Here is a 19554-nt window from a genome sequence, read left to right as displayed (position 1 = left end):
ATTGGCAGGTCTCATCATGTCCGGTTCCGTCTCTCCGCTCGCTCCGAAATCCTTCGTCTCGATGCCGCCGCTGCGCGGCGTGCGCCTGGCGACGGCTTCCGCCGGCATCAAGTACAAGAACCGCACCGACGTGCTGATGATGGTCTTCGATAAGCCGGCGGCTGTCGCGGGCGTCTTTACCCGCTCGAAATGCCCGTCGGCGCCGGTCGATTTCTGCCGGGCCAATCTCCCCCATGGCAGCGCGCGTGCCGTTGTCGTCAATTCAGGCAATGCCAATGCTTTCACCGGCCTGAAGGGCCGCCAGGCGACCGCGCTGACGGCGAAGTCGGCTGCCGCTGCCGTCGGCTGCGCCGAAAACGAGGTCTACCTGGCCTCGACCGGGGTCATCGGCGAGCCGCTCGATGCCACCAAATTCGCAGGCGTTCTAGATCGGATGCAGGTCGAAGCGACCGGCGATTTCTGGTTCGAGGCCGCCAAGGCGATCATGACGACCGACACCTATCCGAAGGTTTCGACCCGCAGCGCCGAGATCGGCGGTGTGGCCGTGACGATCAACGGTATCGCCAAGGGTGCCGGCATGATCGCGCCTGATATGGCAACGATGCTCTCCTTCGTCGTCACCGATGCCGACATTGCGCCTGCCGCGCTGCAGGCGCTGCTGTCCGACGGCGTCGGCCCGACCTTCAATTCCATGACCGTCGACAGCGACACCTCCACCTCGGACACACTGATGCTGTTTGCGACGGGTGCGGCGGCCGAGGACGGCCAGGCCCGCATCGAACGCGCCGACGACCCGCGGCTTGCCGCCTTCCGGGCCGCGCTCAACGAAGTGCTGAAGGATCTGTCGCTGCAGGTGGTGCGCGACGGCGAGGGTGCCACCAAGATGCTCGAAATCACCGTGACGGGGGCCGAGAGCGATGCCGCCGCCAAGCGCATCGCGCTGTCGATCGCCAATTCGCCGCTGGTCAAGACGGCGGCCGCCGGCGAAGACGCCAATTGGGGCCGTATCGTCATGGCCGTCGGCAAATCCGGCGAGATGGCCGATCGCGACCGGCTCGCCATCTGGTTCGGCGATATCAGGGTCGCCGTCAATGGCGAGCGTGATCCCGATTATTCCGAGGCGGCGGCCTCGGACGTCATGAAGGCGCAGGATATCCCCGTCAAAGTCGATATCGGGCTCGGCACTGGTTCGGCAACCGTCTGGACCTGCGACCTCACCAAGGAATATGTTGCCATCAATGGCGACTATCGGAGCTGATCGTTCATTGGCGCAGGCATCCATTTCCTCACACAATCTGCCACTGGTGCGCAGGCTGGAGGCCGTTGGCTTCCGCGCCTGGCCGGCGGCTTCGGTGCAATATGACGGCAGCTGGCAGGTGCGGCTGACGGCCGGTCATCCGTCCAACCGGCTGAACTCGATCGTGCCGCTCGATCCCTCGGATCATCGCGACGTCGAAATCCGCCTGGAAAAGGCGAGCCGGAAGTTCGAGGCCTATGGCCGCGCCGCCGTGGTCCGCCAGACGCCGCTTGCCTCGCCGGTGCTGATCGAACTTCTGCGCGCGCAGAACTGGACGCGCTTCGACGATACGGTGGTGATGACCTGCGACCTCGCCGCGGCGGAGCTGCCGGATACGCTCGATCACCTGCCGACCCATGATGTCGGCCGTTTCGTTGACGCCAACCTCGCCGTCGACCGGGCGCCACTGAGGCTGAAGCCGGCGCTTGCCGAAATCATTTCGGCGATCAAGCCACCATCCGGCCTGTTCATGATCGAGAACGCGGTGGACGGCCCGCTTGCGACCGTGCTCTGTGTCCAGGATAACGACCTTGCCGGCATCATGTCGCTTTCGGTCTCCGAGGCACGGCGGCGCGAGGGGCTCGGCATCGAAATCCTCACCTCGGCGCTGCGCTGGGCGCGCATGCGCAGCGCCCGTTCGGCCTGGCTGCAGGTGAAGCTGTCCAACCGTCCGGCCATCGCACTTTATGAGCGCCTCGGTTTTCGCGACGCCTATCATTATTGCTATTGGCAGCAGGAGCCGCGATGAGCGAGGCGGGCCGGAAGATACTGCTGGTCGCTGCCTGTGCGCTGATCGATGCCGACGGGCGTATCCTGTTGGCACAGCGCCCCGAGGGAAAGTCGCTTGCCGGGTTGTGGGAGTTTCCCGGCGGCAAGGTCGAGCCGGGCGAGACGCCGGAGGAAACGCTGGTGCGCGAGCTCGAGGAAGAGCTCGGCATCCACACCAAGATCGCCTGCCTCGCGCCGCTTACCTTTGCCAGCCACTCCTACGAGACCTTCCACCTTTTGATGCCGCTTTATATCTGCCGGCGCTATGAGGGCATTCCCCTGGGCCGCGAGGGCCAGGCGCTGAAATGGGTGCGCCCGCAGGCGCTGCGCGAATATCCGATGCCTCCGGCCGACGAGCCGCTCATTCCGATGTTGCAGGATTTACTTTAGCATTATCTGATTATTATTGTGCCACACCATTTTCGGCTGTGGATATTAATGGATCGTTTAACACCTTCTGCCAAAGATCGGCCTCAATCAAGCATCTGGCGTGCGTGTATTAAAAGGCTTGACGTCATGGACGATGATTTCTGGAAAGCTGTCCGGGAAAAGGAACGGGCCTCGTCTGCCTCGCGCAGGACGGGTGCGCTGAATATCGCCCTCCTGTTCGGCACGGCGGTAGTCGCGCTGACGCTTATTCTGACGCCAATGCTTGCGGATTCCTCGAAGAAAAGCGTCTTTGCCAGTGCTCCGGCGGATTTCGATACGATCACGACGGGATCGATCCCCAAGAGCGAAAGTGGCAAGCGTTATACGATCCGCCGCAGTGTCCTCCAGGATACGCCCGGCTCGGTCTGTGTCGTCCAGGGCTACGGCGTCGGCGCCGGTTGCTGAAAAATACCGGCCGTCGCCCGATGGCCGTGGAATTGGTCGTTTGCCGTCGGTTTCGCTCAGAGGGTCGCGAAATAATGCGTATTTTGAAAGCATTTCTTGCAGATAACAGAGGTGCGACGGCAATTGAGTATGGCTTGATAGCCGCCCTCATTTGTGGCGCGCTCGTCTCTGGTCTCGGGGTCTTCACCGGCGCCTTGCAAGGCGTCTTCAACGTGATCAATAACAATATGACGGTGAATTGAAGAAGCCGCCGGCCCTCACTGCTTGAGCTTGTGTTCGTCCACCTTCAGTGCATCGGCAAGGCGCGCCTTGGCCGAACCCGGCTTGAGCGGCTTTTGCTGGCTCTCGTGGGCAGCCCATCCCGAGACATAGATGATCGAGAAGGTGGCGCGGATACGTCCGTCGGGATCGGCATAACGTTCGGCGTAGATCTCCGCTGCGCGCAGGAAGAAGGCGCGCGTCAGTGGCATCCGGGCGCGGGCTGCAAGCGGATTGCTCATGCCCATCGCTCTCAGATCCCGCATCAGCGGAAAGAGCGAATCATAGCGCACCGTATAATTCTCCGCATCGATCACCGGCAACGTGAAGCCGGCGCGCTGCATGAGGCTGCCGACATCGCGCACATCGGCGAAGGGAATGACACGCGGGCTTGCGCCACCTGTCATCTCGACATCGGCGGTCAGCAGCACGTCGCGCAGTTCCTGCAGGGTGCCGGCGCCGGGGATCGCGGCCAGGAAAAGGCCGTCCGGCTTCAGGGCGCGGCGGATCTGGATGAAGACACCCGGCGTATCGTTGGTCAGATGCAGGCTAAGCGGCGCAAGGATGAGATTGGCCGATTGCGGTTCGAGCGGCACGTCCTCGAGCGGCGCCTCGATCAAGATTTCGTCCGGCCCGGCATAGGCCTTCTCGCTTTCAACGCGGATCATCGTACCGATCTTGCCTGTTGCCAGCGCGGCCCGGGCGGCAGCACCGGTCGCGCCATGCAGTTCGACGGCGGTCCCGAAAGTCCGCTCGACCACGGAAAGCCTTTCGCCCATTTCCTCAGCGACGATGTCGAGCAGGAAGGCGGCTTTCGGATCGTTGTTGGCAAGCGCGCGATGGCGATGTGCGGCGATCAGGGCTCTGTCGAAGATCGTATCCATGGCGATGTCCTTAGTCCCGCGCCGTCTGTGCGGCAAGACGATTTTCCTTTCGTGGAGAACGCGCTAGTCTCTGCGGCATGGGGCCAATCGAATTGAAAAGACCGGCAGAATTCTTGCGCACGCATCTCTTGCGGCCGTTTTCGGCGCTTGCCGATTTCTTCTATCCGCCGGCCTGTTCCGTCTGCGGCATTTCGACCGGCGGCCATCGCGGGCTCTGTGCGAAATGCTGGTCCGGTATCCGCTTCATCGAACGGCCCTATTGCGAAGTGCTCGGCATTCCCTTCTCGCACGATCTCGGCGCCGGGATCCTCAGCGCCGAGGCGATCGCCAACCCGCCGCCCTTCGACCGGCTGCGGTCGGCTGCGACCCACGACCACGCGGTCCGCGATCTCGTCCATGGGCTCAAATATCGCGATCGCACCGATCTGGCGCCGATGATGGCAGCCTGGATGCTGCGCGCTTCCGACGGGACGGTCGAAAGCTGCGATGCGCTGATCCCGGTGCCGCTGCACCGTAGCCGTATGCTGGCGCGCAAGTTCAACCAGGCAGCCGAGCTTGCCCGCCATATGGCAAGGCTCTCGGGCAAGCCGCTGCTGGCTGCCACGCTTATGCGCGTCAAGCGCACCAGCCAGCAGGTCGGCCTTGGCGCCAAGGCGCGAGAAGACAATGTCAGGGGCGCTTTTGCGATCGCCAAGGGCTGCGAAAACGACATTTTCGGCAAGCGCATAGTCCTTATCGACGACGTCTATACAACAGGGGCGACGGTCGCTGCGGCAAGCCGGACGCTACGCAAGGCGGGTGCGGCCGACATAACGGTTTTGACCTTTGCAAGGGCTCTCTCCGAGCCTATATGACAGAAATACCCGGCATCGGTCTGGAGAGATTATGGTACCCGTCACAATCTATACACGGCAGTTCTGCGGCTATTGCACCCGCGCCAAGTCCCTTCTCGAGGAAAAGGGTGTCGAATATGTCGAGCACGACGCGACCTTTTCGCCGGATCTTCGCCAGGAGATGATCGGCAAGTCGAACGGCCGTACCACTTTTCCGCAGATCTTCATCGGCGCCGATCATGTCGGCGGTTGCGACGATCTCTTTGCGCTCGATCGGGCCGGCAAGCTCGACCCGATGCTGGCAGCCTGAGGAAGAACCGATGAGCTTCAAGGCCGCCGCCGTCCAGATGTGCTCCGGGGTCGATCCGGCGAGGAATGCCGCCGCCATGGCGCGGCTGGTACGCGAGGCCGCTGGCCAGGGCGCGACCTATGTGCAGACGCCCGAAATGACTGGCATGCTGCAGCGCGACCGTACAGCGGCACGCGCCGTGCTTGCCGACGAGGCGCATGACATCATCGTCAAGACCGGCTCAGATCTCGCCAGGGAACTCGGCATCCACATGCATGTCGGTTCGACGGCGATCGCCCTTGCCGACGGCAAAATCGCCAATCGCGGTTTCCTGTTCGGCCCCGACGGTAAGATCCTCAATCGTTACGACAAGATCCACATGTTCGACGTCGACCTCGACAATGGCGAGAGCTGGCGTGAAAGTGCCGCCTATACGGCCGGCTCGGAGGCCCGCGTCCTGTCGCTGCCCTTTGCCGAAATGGGCTTTGCAATCTGCTACGATGTGCGGTTTCCCGCACTCTTCCGCGCCCAGGCGGTTGCCGGCGCCGAGGTGATGACAGTTCCTGCCGCCTTCACCAAGCAGACCGGCGAGGCGCATTGGGAGATCCTGCTCAGGGCACGCGCGATCGAGAACGGGGTCTTCGTCATCGCCGCCGCGCAGGCCGGCCGGCATGAGGATGGGCGCGAGACTTTCGGCCATTCGATGATCATCGATCCCTGGGGCACGGTGCTGGCGTCGGCCGGTGCCACCGGCGAGGCGGTCATCGTCGCCGAGATCGATCCGAGTGCGGTCAAGGCCGCACATGACAAGATCCCGAACCTGAGGAATGGCCGGGAATTCTCGGTCGAGAAGATTGCGGGCGCAATCGCCGGAGGCGTCGCCGCTTGATCCGCTATTCCCTCACCTGTGACAATGCCCATGAATTCGAAGGCTGGTTTTCGGAAAGCGCCGATTTCGACCGTCAGCTCGAAACCGGTTTCCTGACCTGCCCGGTCTGTCATTCCGCCGCCATTTCCAAGCTGTTGATGGCGCCTTCGGTATCGACCGCGCGTGGGAAAGACAAGATGCAGACGCTGGCGATGGACGCCATGCGCCGCGAGGCCCTGCAAAAACTCAAGGAGGCCGTTGCGGCGGTCAAGGCCAATTCCGAGGACGTCGGCACGCAGTTTCCCGAAGAAGCCCGCAAGATCCACTATGGTGAGGCGGATGCCCGCGGCATCATCGGCCAGGCGACGGTCGACGAGGCGCAGGCGCTCTTGGAAGAGGGCATCGAGATCGCAGCCATTCCGGTTTTGCCGGAAGACGTGAACTGACATGCAGTCCGCGCGTCTGGCCGTCTGCAATTTCAGCCTGCATGTCGAGCTGCTGAAAGTGTAGCCGGCTTACTGGCGGAGGAAACTATGCCGGTCGCTTCGCCAGCAGCATATAATTTACGTCCATATCCTTGGACAGGTTCCACTGGTTCGACAGCGGATTGAAGAAGACGCCGGTGCGGTCGGTGATCTCAAGGCCGCTCGCCACCAGCGGCTTTTCCAGTTCTTCCGGGCGTACCAGCTTTTCATACTGATGCGTGCCGCGCGGCAGCCAGCGCAGAATGTTCTCGGCGGCGAAGATGGCAAGTGCTGCCGCCTTCATCGTGCGGTTGATGGTGGCAACGAAGATCAAGCCGCCGGGGCGGACCATTTTCGCGCAGGTGGTCATGAAGAATTCGACATCGGCGACGTGTTCGACAACTTCCATATTCAAGACGATATCGAAAGTCTCGCCAGCCTCAGTGAGTTCCTCAGCGGTGACGGCGCGATAGTCGACCGAGACGCCGGAGGCCTTCGCATGAGTGGAGGCGATGCCGATATTCTTCTCGGACGGATCGGCGCCGACGACGGAAGCGCCCATGCGGGCGACAGGTTCGGACAACAGGCCGCCGCCGCAGCCGATATCGAGCACGCGCAGCCCCTCCAGCGGGCGCGCGCTTTTCGGATCACGGCTGAAATTCTCGCAGGCCTTGTCACGGATATAGGCGAGCCGAACGGGATTGAACTTGTGCAGCGGTTTGAACTTGCCGGTCGGGCTCCACCACTCCGCCGCCATCGCCGAGAAGCGGTCCACTTCGCCCTGGTCGATCGTGCTTCTGGCGCCTTCCGTCATCGTCCACTCCTTCATTCGTGACATGTGAAGTCGGACGATCGGGGGCATAAGTCAAGGGGCGCAGATCAGAGGATTGGTGAGCGCGGAACCGCTCGCCAATAGCTTTTATCGCGCGTGCTTGCCTCCCCCCGCCAAACTCGCTAAGAGACGCCGCAACTTGGGGTCTTTGGGGCCTGGGCTTTTAGAGCGGTTCCGGAAGTTGGGAATCCGGCTCTCTGGCCCAAGCGGTCTGCCCCAAAGCTTTCGTGATGCCGGGTCCGGTTTTCCGCTTTCCCGGCGCCAGTCGTGGTAGAGGCATATGGCACGTATCGTAATGAAATTCGGCGGCACGTCCGTCGCTGACCTGGACCGCATCAAGAACGTTGCCCGCCACGTAAAACGCGAAGTCGATGCCGGGCACGAGGTGGCGGTGGTCGTCTCGGCCATGTCCGGCAAGACCAATGAACTGGTCGGCTGGGTCCAGGGCACGCCGAAGGTGATCGGCGCCAATTCTCCGTTTTACGATGCGCGGGAATATGACGCGGTGGTCGCATCCGGCGAGCAGGTGACCTCCGGTCTGCTGGCGATCGCATTGCAGGCGATGGATATCAATGCGCGTTCCTGGCAGGGATGGCAGATCCCGATCCGCACCGACAATGCGCATGGCGCGGCACGGATCATGGAGATCGACGGCTCCGACATCGTCAAGCGGATGGGCGAGGGACAGGTCGCCGTCATCTCCGGCTTCCAGGGGTTGGGACCCGACAACCGTATCGCGACGCTCGGACGCGGCGGATCGGACACTTCGGCGGTCGCAATCGCGGCAGCTGTCAAGGCGGATCGCTGCGATATCTATACCGATGTCGACGGCGTCTACACGACCGACCCGCGCATCGTACCGAAGGCGCGCAGGCTGAAGAAGATCGCCTTTGAGGAAATGCTGGAAATGGCCTCGCTCGGCGCCAAGGTACTACAGGTGCGCTCGGTCGAGCTTGCCATGGTGCATAAGGTGCGCACCTTCGTGCGCTCATCATTCGAAGATCCCGATGCTCCGGGCATGGGCGATCTGCTGAACCCGCCCGGAACGCTGATTTGTGACGAGGATGAAATCGTGGAACAGGAAGTAGTCACCGGCATCGCCTATGCCAAGGATGAGGCTCAGATCTCGCTTCGCCGTCTTGCCGATCGGCCGGGCGTTTCCGCGGCGATCTTCGGGCCGCTCGCCGAATCCCATATCAATGTCGACATGATCGTCCAGAATATTTCCGAGGACGGGTCGAAGACCGACATGACCTTTACCGTGCCGTCAGGCGACGTCGAGAAGGCGATCAAGGTGCTCGGCGACCATAAGGAGAAGATCGGCTACGATGTCGTGCAGAACGAATCGGGGCTGGTGAAAGTATCGGTCATCGGTATCGGCATGCGCAGCCATGCGGGCGTTGCCGCTACCGCATTTCGTGCACTTGCCGAAAAAGGCATCAACATCAAGGCGATCACCACCTCCGAGATCAAGATTTCCATCCTGATCGACGGTCCCTATGCAGAACTCGCTGTCAGGACTTTGCATTCCTGCTACGGTCTGGATAAGAATTGATTCCCAGCGGGCGGCCTGCCCCTTCAGGTTGAGGAGATGAGGCCGGCCCGCCGGGACTAAGTGCGTTGTTTCGGGAGCTTGAGACGCCATGAGAGACCTTTCCGGCGGTCCGCGCGTGCTGCTCAGGCGGCTGCGCGAGTTGATGGCGGAGCCGCTGGAGCCGCAGGAGCGTCTTGACCGGATCGTTCGCCAGATCGCCGGCAACATGGTGGCGGAGGTTTGCTCCGTCTATGTGCTGCGCGCCGACGGCGTCCTCGAACTCTATGCGACCGAAGGCCTCAACCGGGAGGCCGTACACTTGGCGCAATTGAAGATGGGGCAAGGCCTGGTCGGCACCATCGCGGCCTCGGCCCAGCCGTTGAACCTTTCCGACGCGCAGTCGCACCCTGCCTTCCGCTACCTGCCGGAAACGGGCGAAGAAATCTATCATTCCTTCCTCGGCGTGCCGATCCTCAGGACCGGGCGCTCGCTTGGCGTTCTCGTCGTGCAGAACAAGGCAAGCCGCAACTATCGCGAGGAAGAGCTGGAAGCGCTCGAGACGACGGCGATGGTGCTTGCAGAGATGATCGCCACCGGCGAGCTCAAGAAGATCACCAAGCCGGGCCTCGAACTCGACCTGACGCGTTCGGTCACCGTCGACGGCGATACTTATAATGACGGCATCGGCCTCGGTTACGTCGTGCTGCACGAGCCGCGCATTGTCGTCACCAATCTGCTGAACGAGGATGCGGAGAAGGAAATCCGGCGGTTGGCCGAAGCCATGGGCTCGCTCAGGATTTCGATCGACGACATGCTGTCGCGTCGCGACGTGTCGATGGAGGGCGAACATCGCGAGGTGCTCGAAACCTATCGCATGTTTGCACATGACCAGGGCTGGGTGCGCAAGCTCGAGGAGGCGATCCGCAACGGCCTGACGGCGGAAGCGGCGGTCGAGAAAGTGCAGAGCGACACCAAGGCGCGGATGATGCGGTTGACCGACCCTTATCTGCGCGAGCGCATGCACGATTTCGAGGATCTGGCGAACCGTCTGCTCAGACAGTTGACCGGCTATACCGGCCGGACGACCGGCGAAGGTTTCCCCAGCGATGCGATCATCCTGGCGCGCGCGATGGGAGCAGCCGAACTGCTCGATTACCCGCGTGCCAATGTCCGCGGGCTGGTGCTGGAAGAAGGGGCGGTGACGAGCCACGTGGTGATCGTCGCGCGGGCCATGGGCATTCCGGTCATCGGTCAGGCAGCGGGCGTGGTGGCGCTCGCCGAGAACGGCGATGCCGTGATCATCGACGCCGACGAGGGACATGTGCATCTGCGGCCGATGGCCGATCACCGGCGTTCCTACGAGGAAAAGGTCCGCTTCCGCGCCAGGCGGCAGGAGCAGTTCCGGGCGCTGCGCGCCGTCGAGCCGGTGACCAAGGATGGGCAGCGGATCGCGCTGATGATGAATGCCGGCCTGCTGGTCGACCTGCCGCAGCTTTCGGAATCGGGCGCCGAGGGCATCGGCCTCTTCCGCACCGAGCTGCAGTTCATGATCGCCTCCACCATGCCGAAGGCGGAGGAGCAGGAGCAGTTCTATCGCAATGTGATAAAACAGGCGGCGGGCCGCACCGTTACCTTCCGTACGCTCGATATCGGCGGCGACAAGGTGGTGCCGTATTTCCGTGGTCATGAGGAAGAAAATCCCGCCCTCGGCTGGCGCGCCATCCGGTTGTCGCTCGACCGGCCGGGGCTGTTGCGCACCCAGTTGCGCGCCCTGCTGAAGGCATCGGCCGACACCGAGCTGAAGCTGATGGTGCCGATGGTGACCGAGGTTTCCGAGCTGAAGATGGTGCGCGAGCTGTTGCAGAAGGAAGTGCAGCATCTCTCGCGCTTCGGCCACGGTCTGCCGCGCAAGCTGCAATTCGGCGCGATGCTGGAGGTGCCTGCGCTGCTTTGGCAGCTCGATGAGTTGATGGAGGCGGTCGATTTCGTCTCGGTCGGCTCGAACGATCTCTTCCAGTTCGCGATGGCGGTCGATCGCGGCAATGCACGGGTCTCGGACAGGTTCGATCCGCTCAGCAAACCGTTCTTGCGCATCCTGCGCGATATCGTGCGCGGGGCGGACAGGAACAAGACGCCGGTGACGCTCTGCGGCGAACTCGCCAGCAAACCGATCTCGGCGATGGCGCTGCTCGGCATTGGCTTCCGCTCGATCTCGATGTCGCCGGCCTCGATCGGACCGGTGAAGGCGATGCTGCTCGGGCTCGACGTCGGGGCACTGACGAAGGCGATGGACGAGGTGCTGGACGATCACCATGCCTTGATGCCGATGCGCGAGGTGCTTGCCCGCTTCGCCGAGAGCCACAATATTCCCCTTTAGACAGATAAAAGAAGAATCGGAGTGAAGGGTGGCGAAGCTTCCCGTTGAAAAGATGCGCGAACTGGAACGCCGTTTCGGCGAGATCGAGGCGCGCATGTCGGCTGGTCCGGCTGCCGATGTCTATGTGAAGCTCGCATCCGAATATTCCGAGCTGCAGCCTGTCGTGACGAAGATCCGCGTCTATGAGAAGGCCGTCGCCGAGCTTGCCGACTTGGAAACGCTGCTCGAGGACAGATCGGTCGACCGCGAGATGCGCGACCTCGCCGAGCTGGAGCTGCCCGAGGTGAAAGAGCAGATCGAGGCGCTGGAACAGGAGATGCAGATCCTGCTTCTGCCGAAGGACGCAGCCGACGAAAAGAGCGCGATCCTCGAAATCCGCGCCGGCACGGGCGGTTCGGAAGCCGCCCTTTTCGCCGGCGATCTGTTTCGCATGTACGAGCGCTTTGCGGCGGAAAAGGGCTGGAAGGTGGAGGTGCTCTCGGCAAGCGAGGGCGAAGCCGGCGGCTACAAGGAAATCATTGCGACGATCACCGGCAGGGGGGTCTTTGCCAAGCTGAAATTCGAATCCGGCGTGCATCGCGTGCAACGCGTGCCGGAAACCGAGGCGGGCGGGCGTATCCATACGTCGGCCGCAACGGTTGCGGTGCTGCCGGAGGCCGAGGAGATCGACATCGAGATCCGGGCTGAAGACATCCGCATCGATACGATGCGCTCTTCGGGTGCCGGCGGCCAGCACGTCAATACGACGGACTCGGCGGTGCGCATCACCCACCTGCCGAGCGGCATCGTCGTCACCAGTTCGGAAAAATCGCAACACCAAAATCGCGCCAAGGCGATGCAGGTGCTACGCTCCAGGCTCTACGATGCCGAGCGGCAGAGGGCCGACAGCGAGCGCTCTGCCGATCGCAAGAGTCAGGTCGGCTCCGGCGACCGATCGGAACGTATCCGCACCTATAATTTCCCGCAGGGGCGGATAACGGACCATCGCATCAATCTGACGCTCTATAAGCTCGACCGGATGATGGAAGGCGAGATCGAGGAGGTCGTCGACGCGCTGATGGCCGATTACCAGGCCAGCCAGCTGGCGCAGCTCGGCGAGCAACGATGAGTTCGACGGTCGCCGATATGCTTGCCGAAGCGCGCCGCCGCTTCACCGAAGCAGGTATCGTCGATCCGGCGACCGATGCGCGGCTGCTTGTCGCGGGCCTTCTGACACTGTCGCCGACCGAGCTGTTGACGCGATCGGCCGAGAGGCTTTCTGCCGAGCAGGCCGAATTGATTTTCAAGGCGCTGGAGCGGCGGCTCGGTCATGAGCCAGTGCATCGCATTCTCGGCGAGCGGGAATTCTACGGCCTGCCGCTTCGGCTTTCGGCGGAAACGCTGGAACCGCGGCCGGATACGGAAATCCTGGTCGATACGGTTCTGATCTATCTCAAAGACCTTGCAAAGGCGCAAAGCCATCTCCATATCCTTGACATCGGAACCGGGACCGGGGCGATATGCCTTGCGCTTTTGAGCGAATGTCCCGATGCGTCAGGCGTCGGCAGCGACATATCGGCGGATGCACTTTTAACGGCAAGATCGAATGCAGAAAGAAACGGGTTGCAGGATCGTTTTGAGGCCGTACAGTCAAATTGGTTCGAGAACATCCAGGGATCCTTTCACGCGATTGTCTCAAATCCGCCCTATATTGCTTCCAATGTCATTCACGATCTCGCTCCCGAAGTGACTAAATTTGATCCGGCTGCGGCTCTGGATGGCGGCCCGGATGGGCTTGACGGCTACAAAGCCATAGCCAAGGATGCGGCAAGGTTCATCAGGCCCGATGGGGTCGTCGGACTGGAGATCGGCTACGATCAACGAAACGACGTGACGGCGATCTTTGAAGCGAAAGGCTTCAGGTGCCTCAAATCCGTGAAAGATTATGGTCAGAACGACAGGGTGCTCGTGTTCGCGCTCGCGTGAAAGACGATAATGCGGCATTGGACGAGACATTATTGTTATTGCGAAGAAAAGGCTTGGATTTCCCGGTGAAGCAATATAGGTTGCGGTCACGTGTTGGGCAGAGAGGAATGAACGAGATTCGTTCGGTACTTGGTTTGCCTCGGGGGTCCGCTCTTTTAAACGAGAGTTTCAACGGTTGAACACGACCCAATGCGTGAATCAGTCAAACTGACTTGAGAACCAAGCGGCAGGTCGGCGCAAAGGCGCAGTATGCTCGCGGCACAAAGGTCCTGATCCGGTTTTCCGGTCATGGCGGTTGGTGCCATGTATCCATCACAAACAGAGAATTCAGGTGAACGATCTATGAGGCCAGGACAGCAGAACAAGCGCGGTCGAGGGCGTGGTAACAATAATAACGGCGGCGGCGGCGGCGGAAATAACAATAACAACAATTTCAACCGCAAGGGCGGCAATCCGCTGACCCGGTCCTATGACAGCTCCGGCCCCGATGTGAAGATTCGCGGTACGGCGCAGCATATCGCCGAAAAATACGCGCAGCTCGCCCGCGACGCCCAAAGCTCCGGCGACCGCGTGATGGCCGAGAACTATCTCCAGCACGCCGAACATTACAATCGTATCATCGCCAGCGCCCAAGCGCAGATGCAGGAACGCTTCCAGCGCGACGACCGCGGCGAGTACAATGATCGCGACGGTGCGGACCGCGACGGCGACGACATGGACAACAATGAGAATGAGAATGACAATGACGGCGACGATGTCGTTATCGTCCAGCCACCGCAGAGCAGGTCGCACCAGCCGCAGCAGAGCAGACAGCACCAGCCGCAGGCACAGCCTAAGCCGGTAGCCGCTCAGGCGCCTGCACCGGCACAGTCCGAGGTCAACGATGGAACCGGCCCGCAGCCGGAGATCGAAGGCATTCCGGCCGAAGTCGCGATGGACGAGGAAGGTGCCGGCGGCCAGCCGCGCGAACGCCAGCCCCGCCGCCGCAGCACCGGCAGCCGTCCCCGTCGCCCGCGTCGCGGTACTGAGGGCGAAGAAGCCGCCGCTGAAGGCGAGGGTGCCTCTGCCGAGGCGCCAGTGCTGGCTGACGTCGCCTCGGAATGAGGATTTCACTTTCCTTCAGGGGAGAGCCTGAAGTTCATGCCATCTACTCGAATTAGCTTGAAAATCCCCGGCCTTGTGCCGGGGATTTTCATTTTATGGGCTCTTTAAACTCGCAGAACAGGCTACCATATTCTCTTCGAACTGCTTCGCCCGAATCCCTTACGGGCAAAGCGCGACCTGCCTTTTCAGGGGGTCGATCTCAATCATCGGTCTGCGCCTCGTCAGGGCAGGGCGATCCATGGAGGTAGAATATGAATATCGAGAAATATTCGGAGCGGGTGCGCGGTTTCATCCAGTCCGCCCAGACCTATGCGTTGGCGCAGGGTCACCAGCAATTCACGCCGGAACATGTGCTAAAAGTCCTGCTCGACGACGATCAGGGCATGGCGGCGTCGCTGATCGAGCGCGCCAGCGGCGATGCCAAGGCCGCCCGTCTGGCCAATGACGCGGCTCTCGCCAAATTGCCGAAGATCTCCGGCGGCAACGGCAACATTTATCTGGCACAACCTCTCGCCAAGGTGCTTTCGACTGCCGAAGAAGCGGCGAAGAAGGCCGGCGACAGCTTTGTCACCGTCGAGCGCCTGCTGCAGGCGCTGGCGATCGAATCCTCGGCATCGACCTTTTCGACGCTGAAGAACGCAGGCGTGACGGCCCAGGGTCTCAACCAGGTCATCAACGACATCCGCAAGGGTCGGACGGCGGATTCCTCCAATGCCGAGCAGGGTTTCGACTCACTGAAAAAGTTCGCACGCGATCTCACTGCAGAAGCCCGCGAGGGCAGGCTCGACCCGGTGATCGGCCGCGACGACGAAATCCGCCGCACTATCCAGGTACTTTCGCGCCGCACCAAGAACAATCCTGTGCTGATCGGCGAACCCGGCGTCGGCAAGACGGCGATCGTCGAGGGCCTGGCGCTGCGCATCGTCAACGGTGACGTGCCGGAATCGCTCAAGGACAAGAAACTGATGGCGCTCGATATGGGCGCGCTGATTGCCGGCGCGAAATACCGCGGCGAATTCGAGGAGCGGCTGAAGGCCGTGCTCAATGAAGTCCAGGCGGAAAACGGCGAGATCATCCTGTTCATCGACGAGATGCATACGCTGGTCGGCGCCGGCAAGGCAGATGGAGCGATGGACGCCTCGAACCTGCTGAAGCCCGCCCTTGCCCGAGGTGAGCTGCATTGCGTCGGCGCGACGACGCTCGATGAATATCGCAAACATGTCGAGAAGGATCCGGCTCTTGCCCGCCGCTTCCAGCCCGTCGTCGTCGACGAACCGACGGTCGAAGACACGATCTCTATCCTGCGCGGCCTGAAGGAAAAATACGAGCAGCATCACAAGGTGCGTATCGCCGATGCGGCGCTGGTGGCGGCTGCGACGCTTTCCAACCGCTATATCACCGACCGTTTCCTGCCCGACAAGGCGATCGACCTGATGGACGAGGCGGCGGCGCGGTTGCGCATGCAGGTTGATTCCAAGCCGGAAGAGCTCGACGAACTCGACCGTCGCATCATGCAGCTGAAGATCGAGCGCGAGGCGCTGAAAAAAGAAACGGACGTCGCGTCTGCCGACCGTCTGAAGCGGCTTGAAACTGAAGTGACCGATCTCGAGGAACAGGCCGATGCGCTGACGGCCCGCTGGCAGGCGGAAAAGCAGAAACTCGGCCTTGCCGCCGATCTCAAGAAACAGCTCGATGATGCCCGCAACGAACTGGCGATCGCCCAGCGCAAAGGCGAATTCCAGCGTGCCGGCGAACTGACCTACGGCGTCATTCCCGACCTTGAAAAGCAGCTCGTCGATGCCGAGAAGCAGGATGGCGACCGCGGCGCGATGGTGCAGGAGGTGGTCATCCCCGACAATATCGCCCATGTCGTGTCCCGCTGGACCGGCATTCCGGTCGACAGGATGCTGGAGGGCGAACGCGACAAGCTGCTTCGGATGGAAGACGAGCTGGCGAAATCGGTGATCGGTCAGGGCGATGCGGTGCAGGCCGTGTCGCGCGCCGTCCGCCGTGCACGCGCCGGCCTGCAGGACCCGAACCGGCCGATCGGCTCGTTCATCTTCCTCGGCCCGACCGGCGTCGGCAAGACGGAGCTCACCAAAGCGCTCGCCCGCTTCCTCTTCGACGACGAAACGGCGATGGTGCGCATGGACATGTCGGAATATATGGAGAAGCACTCCGTTGCCCGGCTTATCGGTGCACCTCCCGGCTATGTCGGTTATGACGAAGGCGGGGCGCTGACGGAGGCGGTGCGCCGCAGGCCCTATCAGGTCGTGCTGTTCGATGAGATCGAAAAGGCGCATCCCGACGTCTTCAACATCCTGCTGCAGGTGCTGGACGACGGACGCCTCACGGACGGTCAAGGCCGGACAGTCGACTTCCGTAACACGATGATCATCATGACTTCGAACCTCGGTGCCGAATATCTGACGCAGCTGAGGGACGGCGACGACAGCGACACGGTTCGCGAGCAGGTGATGGAGGTCGTGCGCGGACATTTCCGGCCGGAATTCCTGAACCGCATCGATGAGATCATCCTCTTCCACCGCCTGAAGCGCGAAGAGATGGGCGCGATCGTCGATATCCAGCTGAAGCGGCTGGTGGCTCTTCTGTCCGAGCGCAAGATCGTCATCGATCTCGACGAGGAAGCCCGCCACTGGCTGGCGAACAAGGGTTACGATCCGGTCTACGGCGCAAGGCCGCTGAAGCGGGTGATCCAGAAGTTCGTGCAGGATCCGCTGGCCGAGCAGATCCTGTCCGGCCAGGTGCCGGATGGATCGACGGTGACGGTGACGAGCGGTTCGGACCGGCTGCAGTTCAGGACAAGGCAGACGGTGAGCGAAGCGGCGTAAATACGGTTTGCCGGATGAATGAGAATGGCGGCTTCGGCCGCCATTTTTCGTTAGGCGGGAGTAACGACCGGCGGGTCATCAGCTTGTCGGTTTAATGGAAATTACTTGCTCGCCACCTGGTCTGGCGTCTGGTTGTTCAGCAGCGTATCGATGCGCTTGCGCTCGTCTTCGAATTTCGCCAGCGCCTCGCCCTGCAGCGATTTGCCGCCCGGCAGGCGGATGCGCAGCGGATCGACCTTGGTGCCGTTGACGATCAGCTCGTAATGCAAGTGCGGGCCGGTGGATTCCCCTGTGGTGCCGACCCAGCCGATCACCTGGCCCTGGCGGATCTTGGCACCGGGGACGACGCCCTTGGCGATGGCGCTCTGGTGATTGTAGGAGGATTCATAGCCGTTGGCATGGCGCACGATCGTCTGATTGCCATAACCGCCGGAATCCCAGCCGGCTTTTTCGACCGTGCCGTTGCCGGCGGCGATGATTGCCGTGCCGCGGGGTGCTGCCCAATCGACGCCGGTGTGCATGCGGGCGAAACCGAGGATCGGGTGGCGGCGCATGCCGAAGCCCGATTTGAAGATGCCGTTCGGAACCGGGTTGCGCAGCAGGAACTGGCGGATGCTCTTGCCGTTCTCGTCGAAATAATCGACCGTGCCGTCTTCGGGGTCCTGGAAGCGGTAAAAGCGCGTCTGCGTATCGCCGAAACGGGCGTTGACGTAGAGCAGTTCGGAATCCTCGGTCGCCTGACCGGCGCTGTCGGCGACGGAGAAGAAGGCTTCGAGACTGTCGGTCGGCCTCAGCTGCGCCTGGAAATCGACATTGCTGGCGAGCAGCTTGATGATCAGCGCCGTCATATCCTTGGTCATGCCGTAGGAAAGCGCGGCGCGATAGATGCCGTCATAGACGCGCGGCAGGTTCTGGCCGGGGGGAGGTGCGAAGGAATTGTCATCGAAGGCGGTGGCGATGGCATCCAGCATCGGCGGCTCACTGCCGGGCACGTATCTGCCCTTGTCGTCGACGGCCACGGTGACGAGATGGCGCGTGCCGCGGTAGACGCTGGCTCGGATGATCTTTGCCTGTTCGCCCTTCTGAATGATGCCGATGCGCAGCACATCGCCCTTGTGGAGATCACCAGAACCCAGTTGCTGCGCGATATAGCCGGCGATGCCGTCGGCATATTGCTGCGGATAGCCTGACTCCGTCAGCGCCTTGGCGATCGGCGTGTCGATGCGCACCGGCAGGATGTCGTCGGCGAATTCTTCGGTCTGCGGCGTGATCGATTCCGATGCGGAGACGGTCATGTTCTGTTCGAGCACGCGGGCGGACAGACCGGCGGTCAGATCGACATCGGCGTCCTCGTTGGAGAAACGACGCGGATCGACGTAATAAAGGGCTGCGAGCTGCGTGTTGCCGTCGGTTAGCACCGAGCCGTTGGAGCGCACGTTCTCTTCGACCTCCTCAAGCGACAGGCCGGATGCCATCTGCATGCTGGTCTTGCCGGTCGGGAAGGGAATGGTCTTCAGGCTGACTTCGGATTCGACGTCGGAGCCGTAAAGCGCGCCTGTGCGGCTTTGCGGCGCGGGCTGCGGCTCGTCGGCGGAAAAGATCGCCAGAGGATCGAAGTCGGGATAGTCCTCCGTCGCCACATGGTTGGCGGCCAGCGTCATCTTCACGTGCGCGAAGGGCTGGCGGCGCACGACTTCCTTTTCGCCGTCGTGGACGACGGTTGAGACTTCCATGATGGCACGGTCGGACGGTTTTGCGGCGATGGCGGGCGCGATCAGCCGGCCACCGCGGACCACTGTCGTATCCTCATGCGCGTCTGCCGCAACACTCGCATAGGCTTCGGCGGGGATCGCCAATTGCTGGCGGCCGTCAAGTGCGGCAAAAAGGGCGACACCCATCAAGACGGATGATGTAATGCCGGTGAGGAACGTGCCCGAGAGCCAGCGCAAGGAAACTTCGCGCCGGTCGGGGGCGCGTCTGCCGTCGGCCAGAAGCGGAGGCTCGTTGCCCAACGAGCGGATCATCATTTTCTCCGTCATCATGGCAGTCGGGTCCGCGTCCTTACATCAGGCGTCTGTGGGAGCATGTATCGGCCATCCTGGCTGGGGCGAAAGATGTGCATATTTTGGGCATGGAAGTCAAATCACTCAGAAAAAGGCAGTCTGCCTGCATTTGCCTGTGTGAATCATGTGTCTCTTAAGACCAGCAGATTGTGATGATGTCGGGGCGCGGGGGACAAAAGAGCGTTCTTTCCACGAAAAGTCGAAAGACGTTCATCTTTCGTGGCCGTGTATGGCCGGTCGGAATCCGGGAAATGATCGCATTTGCGCGTCGTCCGAAATTTTTCCCGTAAAAACAATATCTTGAAAGAAAAATCAATTTTTTCGAAAAGCGC

At 61.8% G+C, this 19554-nt stretch carries 19 protein-coding genes; 15 read left to right on the top strand and 4 right to left on the bottom strand.

Annotated elements, in window-relative coordinates; all coding sequences use genetic code 11:
- Nucleotides 1-16: 16 nt before the first annotated feature.
- From argJ to RWK44_RS30275, 5 genes are all read left to right on the top strand, one after another.
- Nucleotides 17-1258, top strand: coding sequence for a bifunctional glutamate N-acetyltransferase/amino-acid acetyltransferase ArgJ (argJ, locus tag RWK44_RS30295; protein ID WP_077978064.1), 1242 nt, complete (start codon nucleotides 17-19; stop codon nucleotides 1256-1258).
- Nucleotides 1239-2045, top strand: coding sequence for a GNAT family N-acetyltransferase (locus RWK44_RS30290; RefSeq protein WP_316029870.1), 807 nt, complete (start codon nucleotides 1239-1241; stop codon nucleotides 2043-2045). Before argJ ends, RWK44_RS30290 begins: the two co-directional genes overlap by 20 nt.
- A complete protein-coding gene (gene mutT / locus RWK44_RS30285) occupies nucleotides 2042-2455 on the top strand; it encodes an 8-oxo-dGTP diphosphatase MutT (RefSeq protein WP_131663301.1) in 414 nt (137 codons plus the stop codon). Before RWK44_RS30290 ends, mutT begins: the two co-directional genes overlap by 4 nt.
- A gap of 126 nt (nucleotides 2456-2581) precedes the next feature.
- Nucleotides 2582-2899 carry a hypothetical protein gene (locus RWK44_RS30280; protein ID WP_003543245.1) on the top strand — a complete coding sequence of 106 codons (318 nt, stop codon included), beginning with the start codon at nucleotides 2582-2584 and terminating at the stop codon, nucleotides 2897-2899.
- Between the two features lie 74 nt (nucleotides 2900-2973).
- A complete protein-coding gene (locus tag RWK44_RS30275) occupies nucleotides 2974-3141 on the top strand; it encodes a Flp family type IVb pilin (RefSeq protein ID WP_026158900.1) in 168 nt (55 codons plus the stop codon).
- Between the two features lie 15 nt (nucleotides 3142-3156).
- Here RWK44_RS30275 and RWK44_RS30270 read toward each other — a convergent pair whose 3' ends face one another.
- A complete protein-coding gene (locus RWK44_RS30270; RefSeq protein WP_222000723.1) occupies nucleotides 3157-4041 on the bottom strand; it encodes a methyltransferase domain-containing protein in 885 nt (294 codons plus the stop codon).
- Nucleotides 4042-4118: 77 nt separating this feature from the next.
- On the opposite strand from RWK44_RS30270, the gene RWK44_RS30265 reads away from it, so the two are divergent.
- From RWK44_RS30265 to RWK44_RS30250, 4 genes are read left to right on the top strand one after another with little or no spacing between them, the layout of a single operon-like run.
- On the top strand, nucleotides 4119-4895 hold the full coding sequence (locus tag RWK44_RS30265; RefSeq protein ID WP_017962259.1) for a ComF family protein: 777 nt from the start codon (nucleotides 4119-4121) through the stop codon (nucleotides 4893-4895).
- A gap of 31 nt (nucleotides 4896-4926) precedes the next feature.
- On the top strand, nucleotides 4927-5184 hold the full coding sequence (grxC, locus tag RWK44_RS30260) for a glutaredoxin 3 (protein WP_011653683.1): 258 nt from the start codon (nucleotides 4927-4929) through the stop codon (nucleotides 5182-5184).
- Between the two features lie 10 nt (nucleotides 5185-5194).
- Nucleotides 5195-6052, top strand: a complete 858-nt coding sequence (locus RWK44_RS30255) for a carbon-nitrogen hydrolase family protein (protein WP_151519858.1) — start codon at nucleotides 5195-5197, stop codon at nucleotides 6050-6052.
- Nucleotides 6049-6477 (top strand): DUF1178 family protein, encoded by a 429-nt coding sequence (locus RWK44_RS30250; protein WP_017962257.1) that lies wholly within the window; start codon nucleotides 6049-6051, stop codon nucleotides 6475-6477. Before RWK44_RS30255 ends, RWK44_RS30250 begins: the two co-directional genes overlap by 4 nt.
- A gap of 85 nt (nucleotides 6478-6562) precedes the next feature.
- On the opposite strand, the gene ubiG is transcribed toward RWK44_RS30250, so the two are convergent.
- Nucleotides 6563-7309: a bifunctional 2-polyprenyl-6-hydroxyphenol methylase/3-demethylubiquinol 3-O-methyltransferase UbiG gene (ubiG, locus tag RWK44_RS30245; protein ID WP_316029869.1), complete on the bottom strand. Its 747-nt coding sequence runs from the start codon at nucleotides 7307-7309 to the stop codon at nucleotides 6563-6565.
- A gap of 298 nt (nucleotides 7310-7607) precedes the next feature.
- Here ubiG and RWK44_RS30240 point away from each other — a divergent pair, with 298 nt between their 5' ends.
- The 6 genes from RWK44_RS30240 (at nucleotide 7608) to clpB (ending at nucleotide 17159) form a co-directional block, all read left to right on the top strand.
- A complete protein-coding gene (locus RWK44_RS30240; RefSeq protein WP_011653679.1) occupies nucleotides 7608-8882 on the top strand; it encodes an aspartate kinase in 1275 nt (424 codons plus the stop codon).
- A gap of 88 nt (nucleotides 8883-8970) precedes the next feature.
- Nucleotides 8971-11238: a phosphoenolpyruvate--protein phosphotransferase gene (gene ptsP, locus RWK44_RS30235; RefSeq protein ID WP_316029868.1), complete on the top strand. Its 2268-nt coding sequence runs from the start codon at nucleotides 8971-8973 to the stop codon at nucleotides 11236-11238.
- A 28-nt stretch (nucleotides 11239-11266) separates the two neighbouring features.
- The gene (gene prfA / locus RWK44_RS30230) at nucleotides 11267-12346 is read left to right on the top strand and encodes a peptide chain release factor 1 (protein WP_221947926.1); all 1080 of its coding nucleotides are present in this window, start codon (nucleotides 11267-11269) and stop codon (nucleotides 12344-12346) included.
- On the top strand, nucleotides 12343-13203 hold the full coding sequence (prmC, locus tag RWK44_RS30225; protein ID WP_221947925.1) for a peptide chain release factor N(5)-glutamine methyltransferase: 861 nt from the start codon (nucleotides 12343-12345) through the stop codon (nucleotides 13201-13203). The genes prfA and prmC overlap by 4 nt, the downstream gene beginning before the upstream one ends.
- 342 nt (nucleotides 13204-13545) lie before the next feature.
- Nucleotides 13546-14307, top strand: a complete 762-nt coding sequence (locus RWK44_RS30220; protein WP_132611461.1) for a DUF4167 domain-containing protein — start codon at nucleotides 13546-13548, stop codon at nucleotides 14305-14307.
- Between the two features lie 251 nt (nucleotides 14308-14558).
- Nucleotides 14559-17159, top strand: a complete 2601-nt coding sequence (gene clpB, locus RWK44_RS30215; protein ID WP_132611463.1) for an ATP-dependent chaperone ClpB — start codon at nucleotides 14559-14561, stop codon at nucleotides 17157-17159.
- 101 nt (nucleotides 17160-17260) lie between these two features.
- On the opposite strand, the gene RWK44_RS30210 is transcribed toward clpB, so the two are convergent.
- Both RWK44_RS30210 and RWK44_RS30205 read right to left on the bottom strand, forming a co-directional pair.
- On the bottom strand, nucleotides 17261-19201 hold the full coding sequence (locus RWK44_RS30210) for a M23 family metallopeptidase (protein ID WP_316029867.1): 1941 nt from the start codon (nucleotides 19199-19201) through the stop codon (nucleotides 17261-17263).
- A gap of 143 nt (nucleotides 19202-19344) precedes the next feature.
- Nucleotides 19345-19554, bottom strand: a 210-nt coding sequence (locus tag RWK44_RS30205) for a hypothetical protein (protein ID WP_316029866.1), incomplete at its 5' end; no start/stop codon positions are given.

Origin of the sequence: Rhizobium sp. 25PS6 (assembly GCF_032464655.1) — a bacterium.
GTDB lineage: Bacteria > Pseudomonadota > Alphaproteobacteria > Rhizobiales > Rhizobiaceae > Rhizobium > Rhizobium laguerreae.
The sequence above is the reverse complement of the archived record's forward strand: the minus strand, read 5'-3'. Positions and strand labels throughout refer to the sequence as shown.

Coding starts and splice junctions, on each gene's coding strand:
- RWK44_RS30275 (WP_026158900.1), top strand. CDS start 2,974: ATGCGTATTTTGAAAGCATTTCTTGCAGATAACAGAGGTGCGACGGCA.
- RWK44_RS30280 (WP_003543245.1), top strand. CDS start 2,582: ATGGACGATGATTTCTGGAAAGCTGTCCGGGAAAAGGAACGGGCCTCG.
- RWK44_RS30265 (WP_017962259.1), top strand. CDS start 4,119: ATGGGGCCAATCGAATTGAAAAGACCGGCAGAATTCTTGCGCACGCAT.
- prmC (WP_221947925.1), top strand. CDS start 12,343: ATGAGTTCGACGGTCGCCGATATGCTTGCCGAAGCGCGCCGCCGCTTC.
- argJ (WP_077978064.1), top strand. CDS start 17: ATGTCCGGTTCCGTCTCTCCGCTCGCTCCGAAATCCTTCGTCTCGATG.
- grxC (WP_011653683.1), top strand. CDS start 4,927: ATGGTACCCGTCACAATCTATACACGGCAGTTCTGCGGCTATTGCACC.
- RWK44_RS30210 (WP_316029867.1), bottom strand. CDS start 19,201: ATGATGACGGAGAAAATGATGATCCGCTCGTTGGGCAACGAGCCTCCG.
- mutT (WP_131663301.1), top strand. CDS start 2,042: ATGAGCGAGGCGGGCCGGAAGATACTGCTGGTCGCTGCCTGTGCGCTG.
- ubiG (WP_316029869.1), bottom strand. CDS start 7,309: ATGACGGAAGGCGCCAGAAGCACGATCGACCAGGGCGAAGTGGACCGC.
- RWK44_RS30290 (WP_316029870.1), top strand. CDS start 1,239: ATGGCGACTATCGGAGCTGATCGTTCATTGGCGCAGGCATCCATTTCC.
- RWK44_RS30240 (WP_011653679.1), top strand. CDS start 7,608: ATGGCACGTATCGTAATGAAATTCGGCGGCACGTCCGTCGCTGACCTG.
- RWK44_RS30255 (WP_151519858.1), top strand. CDS start 5,195: ATGAGCTTCAAGGCCGCCGCCGTCCAGATGTGCTCCGGGGTCGATCCG.
- RWK44_RS30220 (WP_132611461.1), top strand. CDS start 13,546: ATGAGGCCAGGACAGCAGAACAAGCGCGGTCGAGGGCGTGGTAACAAT.
- clpB (WP_132611463.1), top strand. CDS start 14,559: ATGAATATCGAGAAATATTCGGAGCGGGTGCGCGGTTTCATCCAGTCC.
- RWK44_RS30270 (WP_222000723.1), bottom strand. CDS start 4,041: ATGGATACGATCTTCGACAGAGCCCTGATCGCCGCACATCGCCATCGC.
- ptsP (WP_316029868.1), top strand. CDS start 8,971: ATGAGAGACCTTTCCGGCGGTCCGCGCGTGCTGCTCAGGCGGCTGCGC.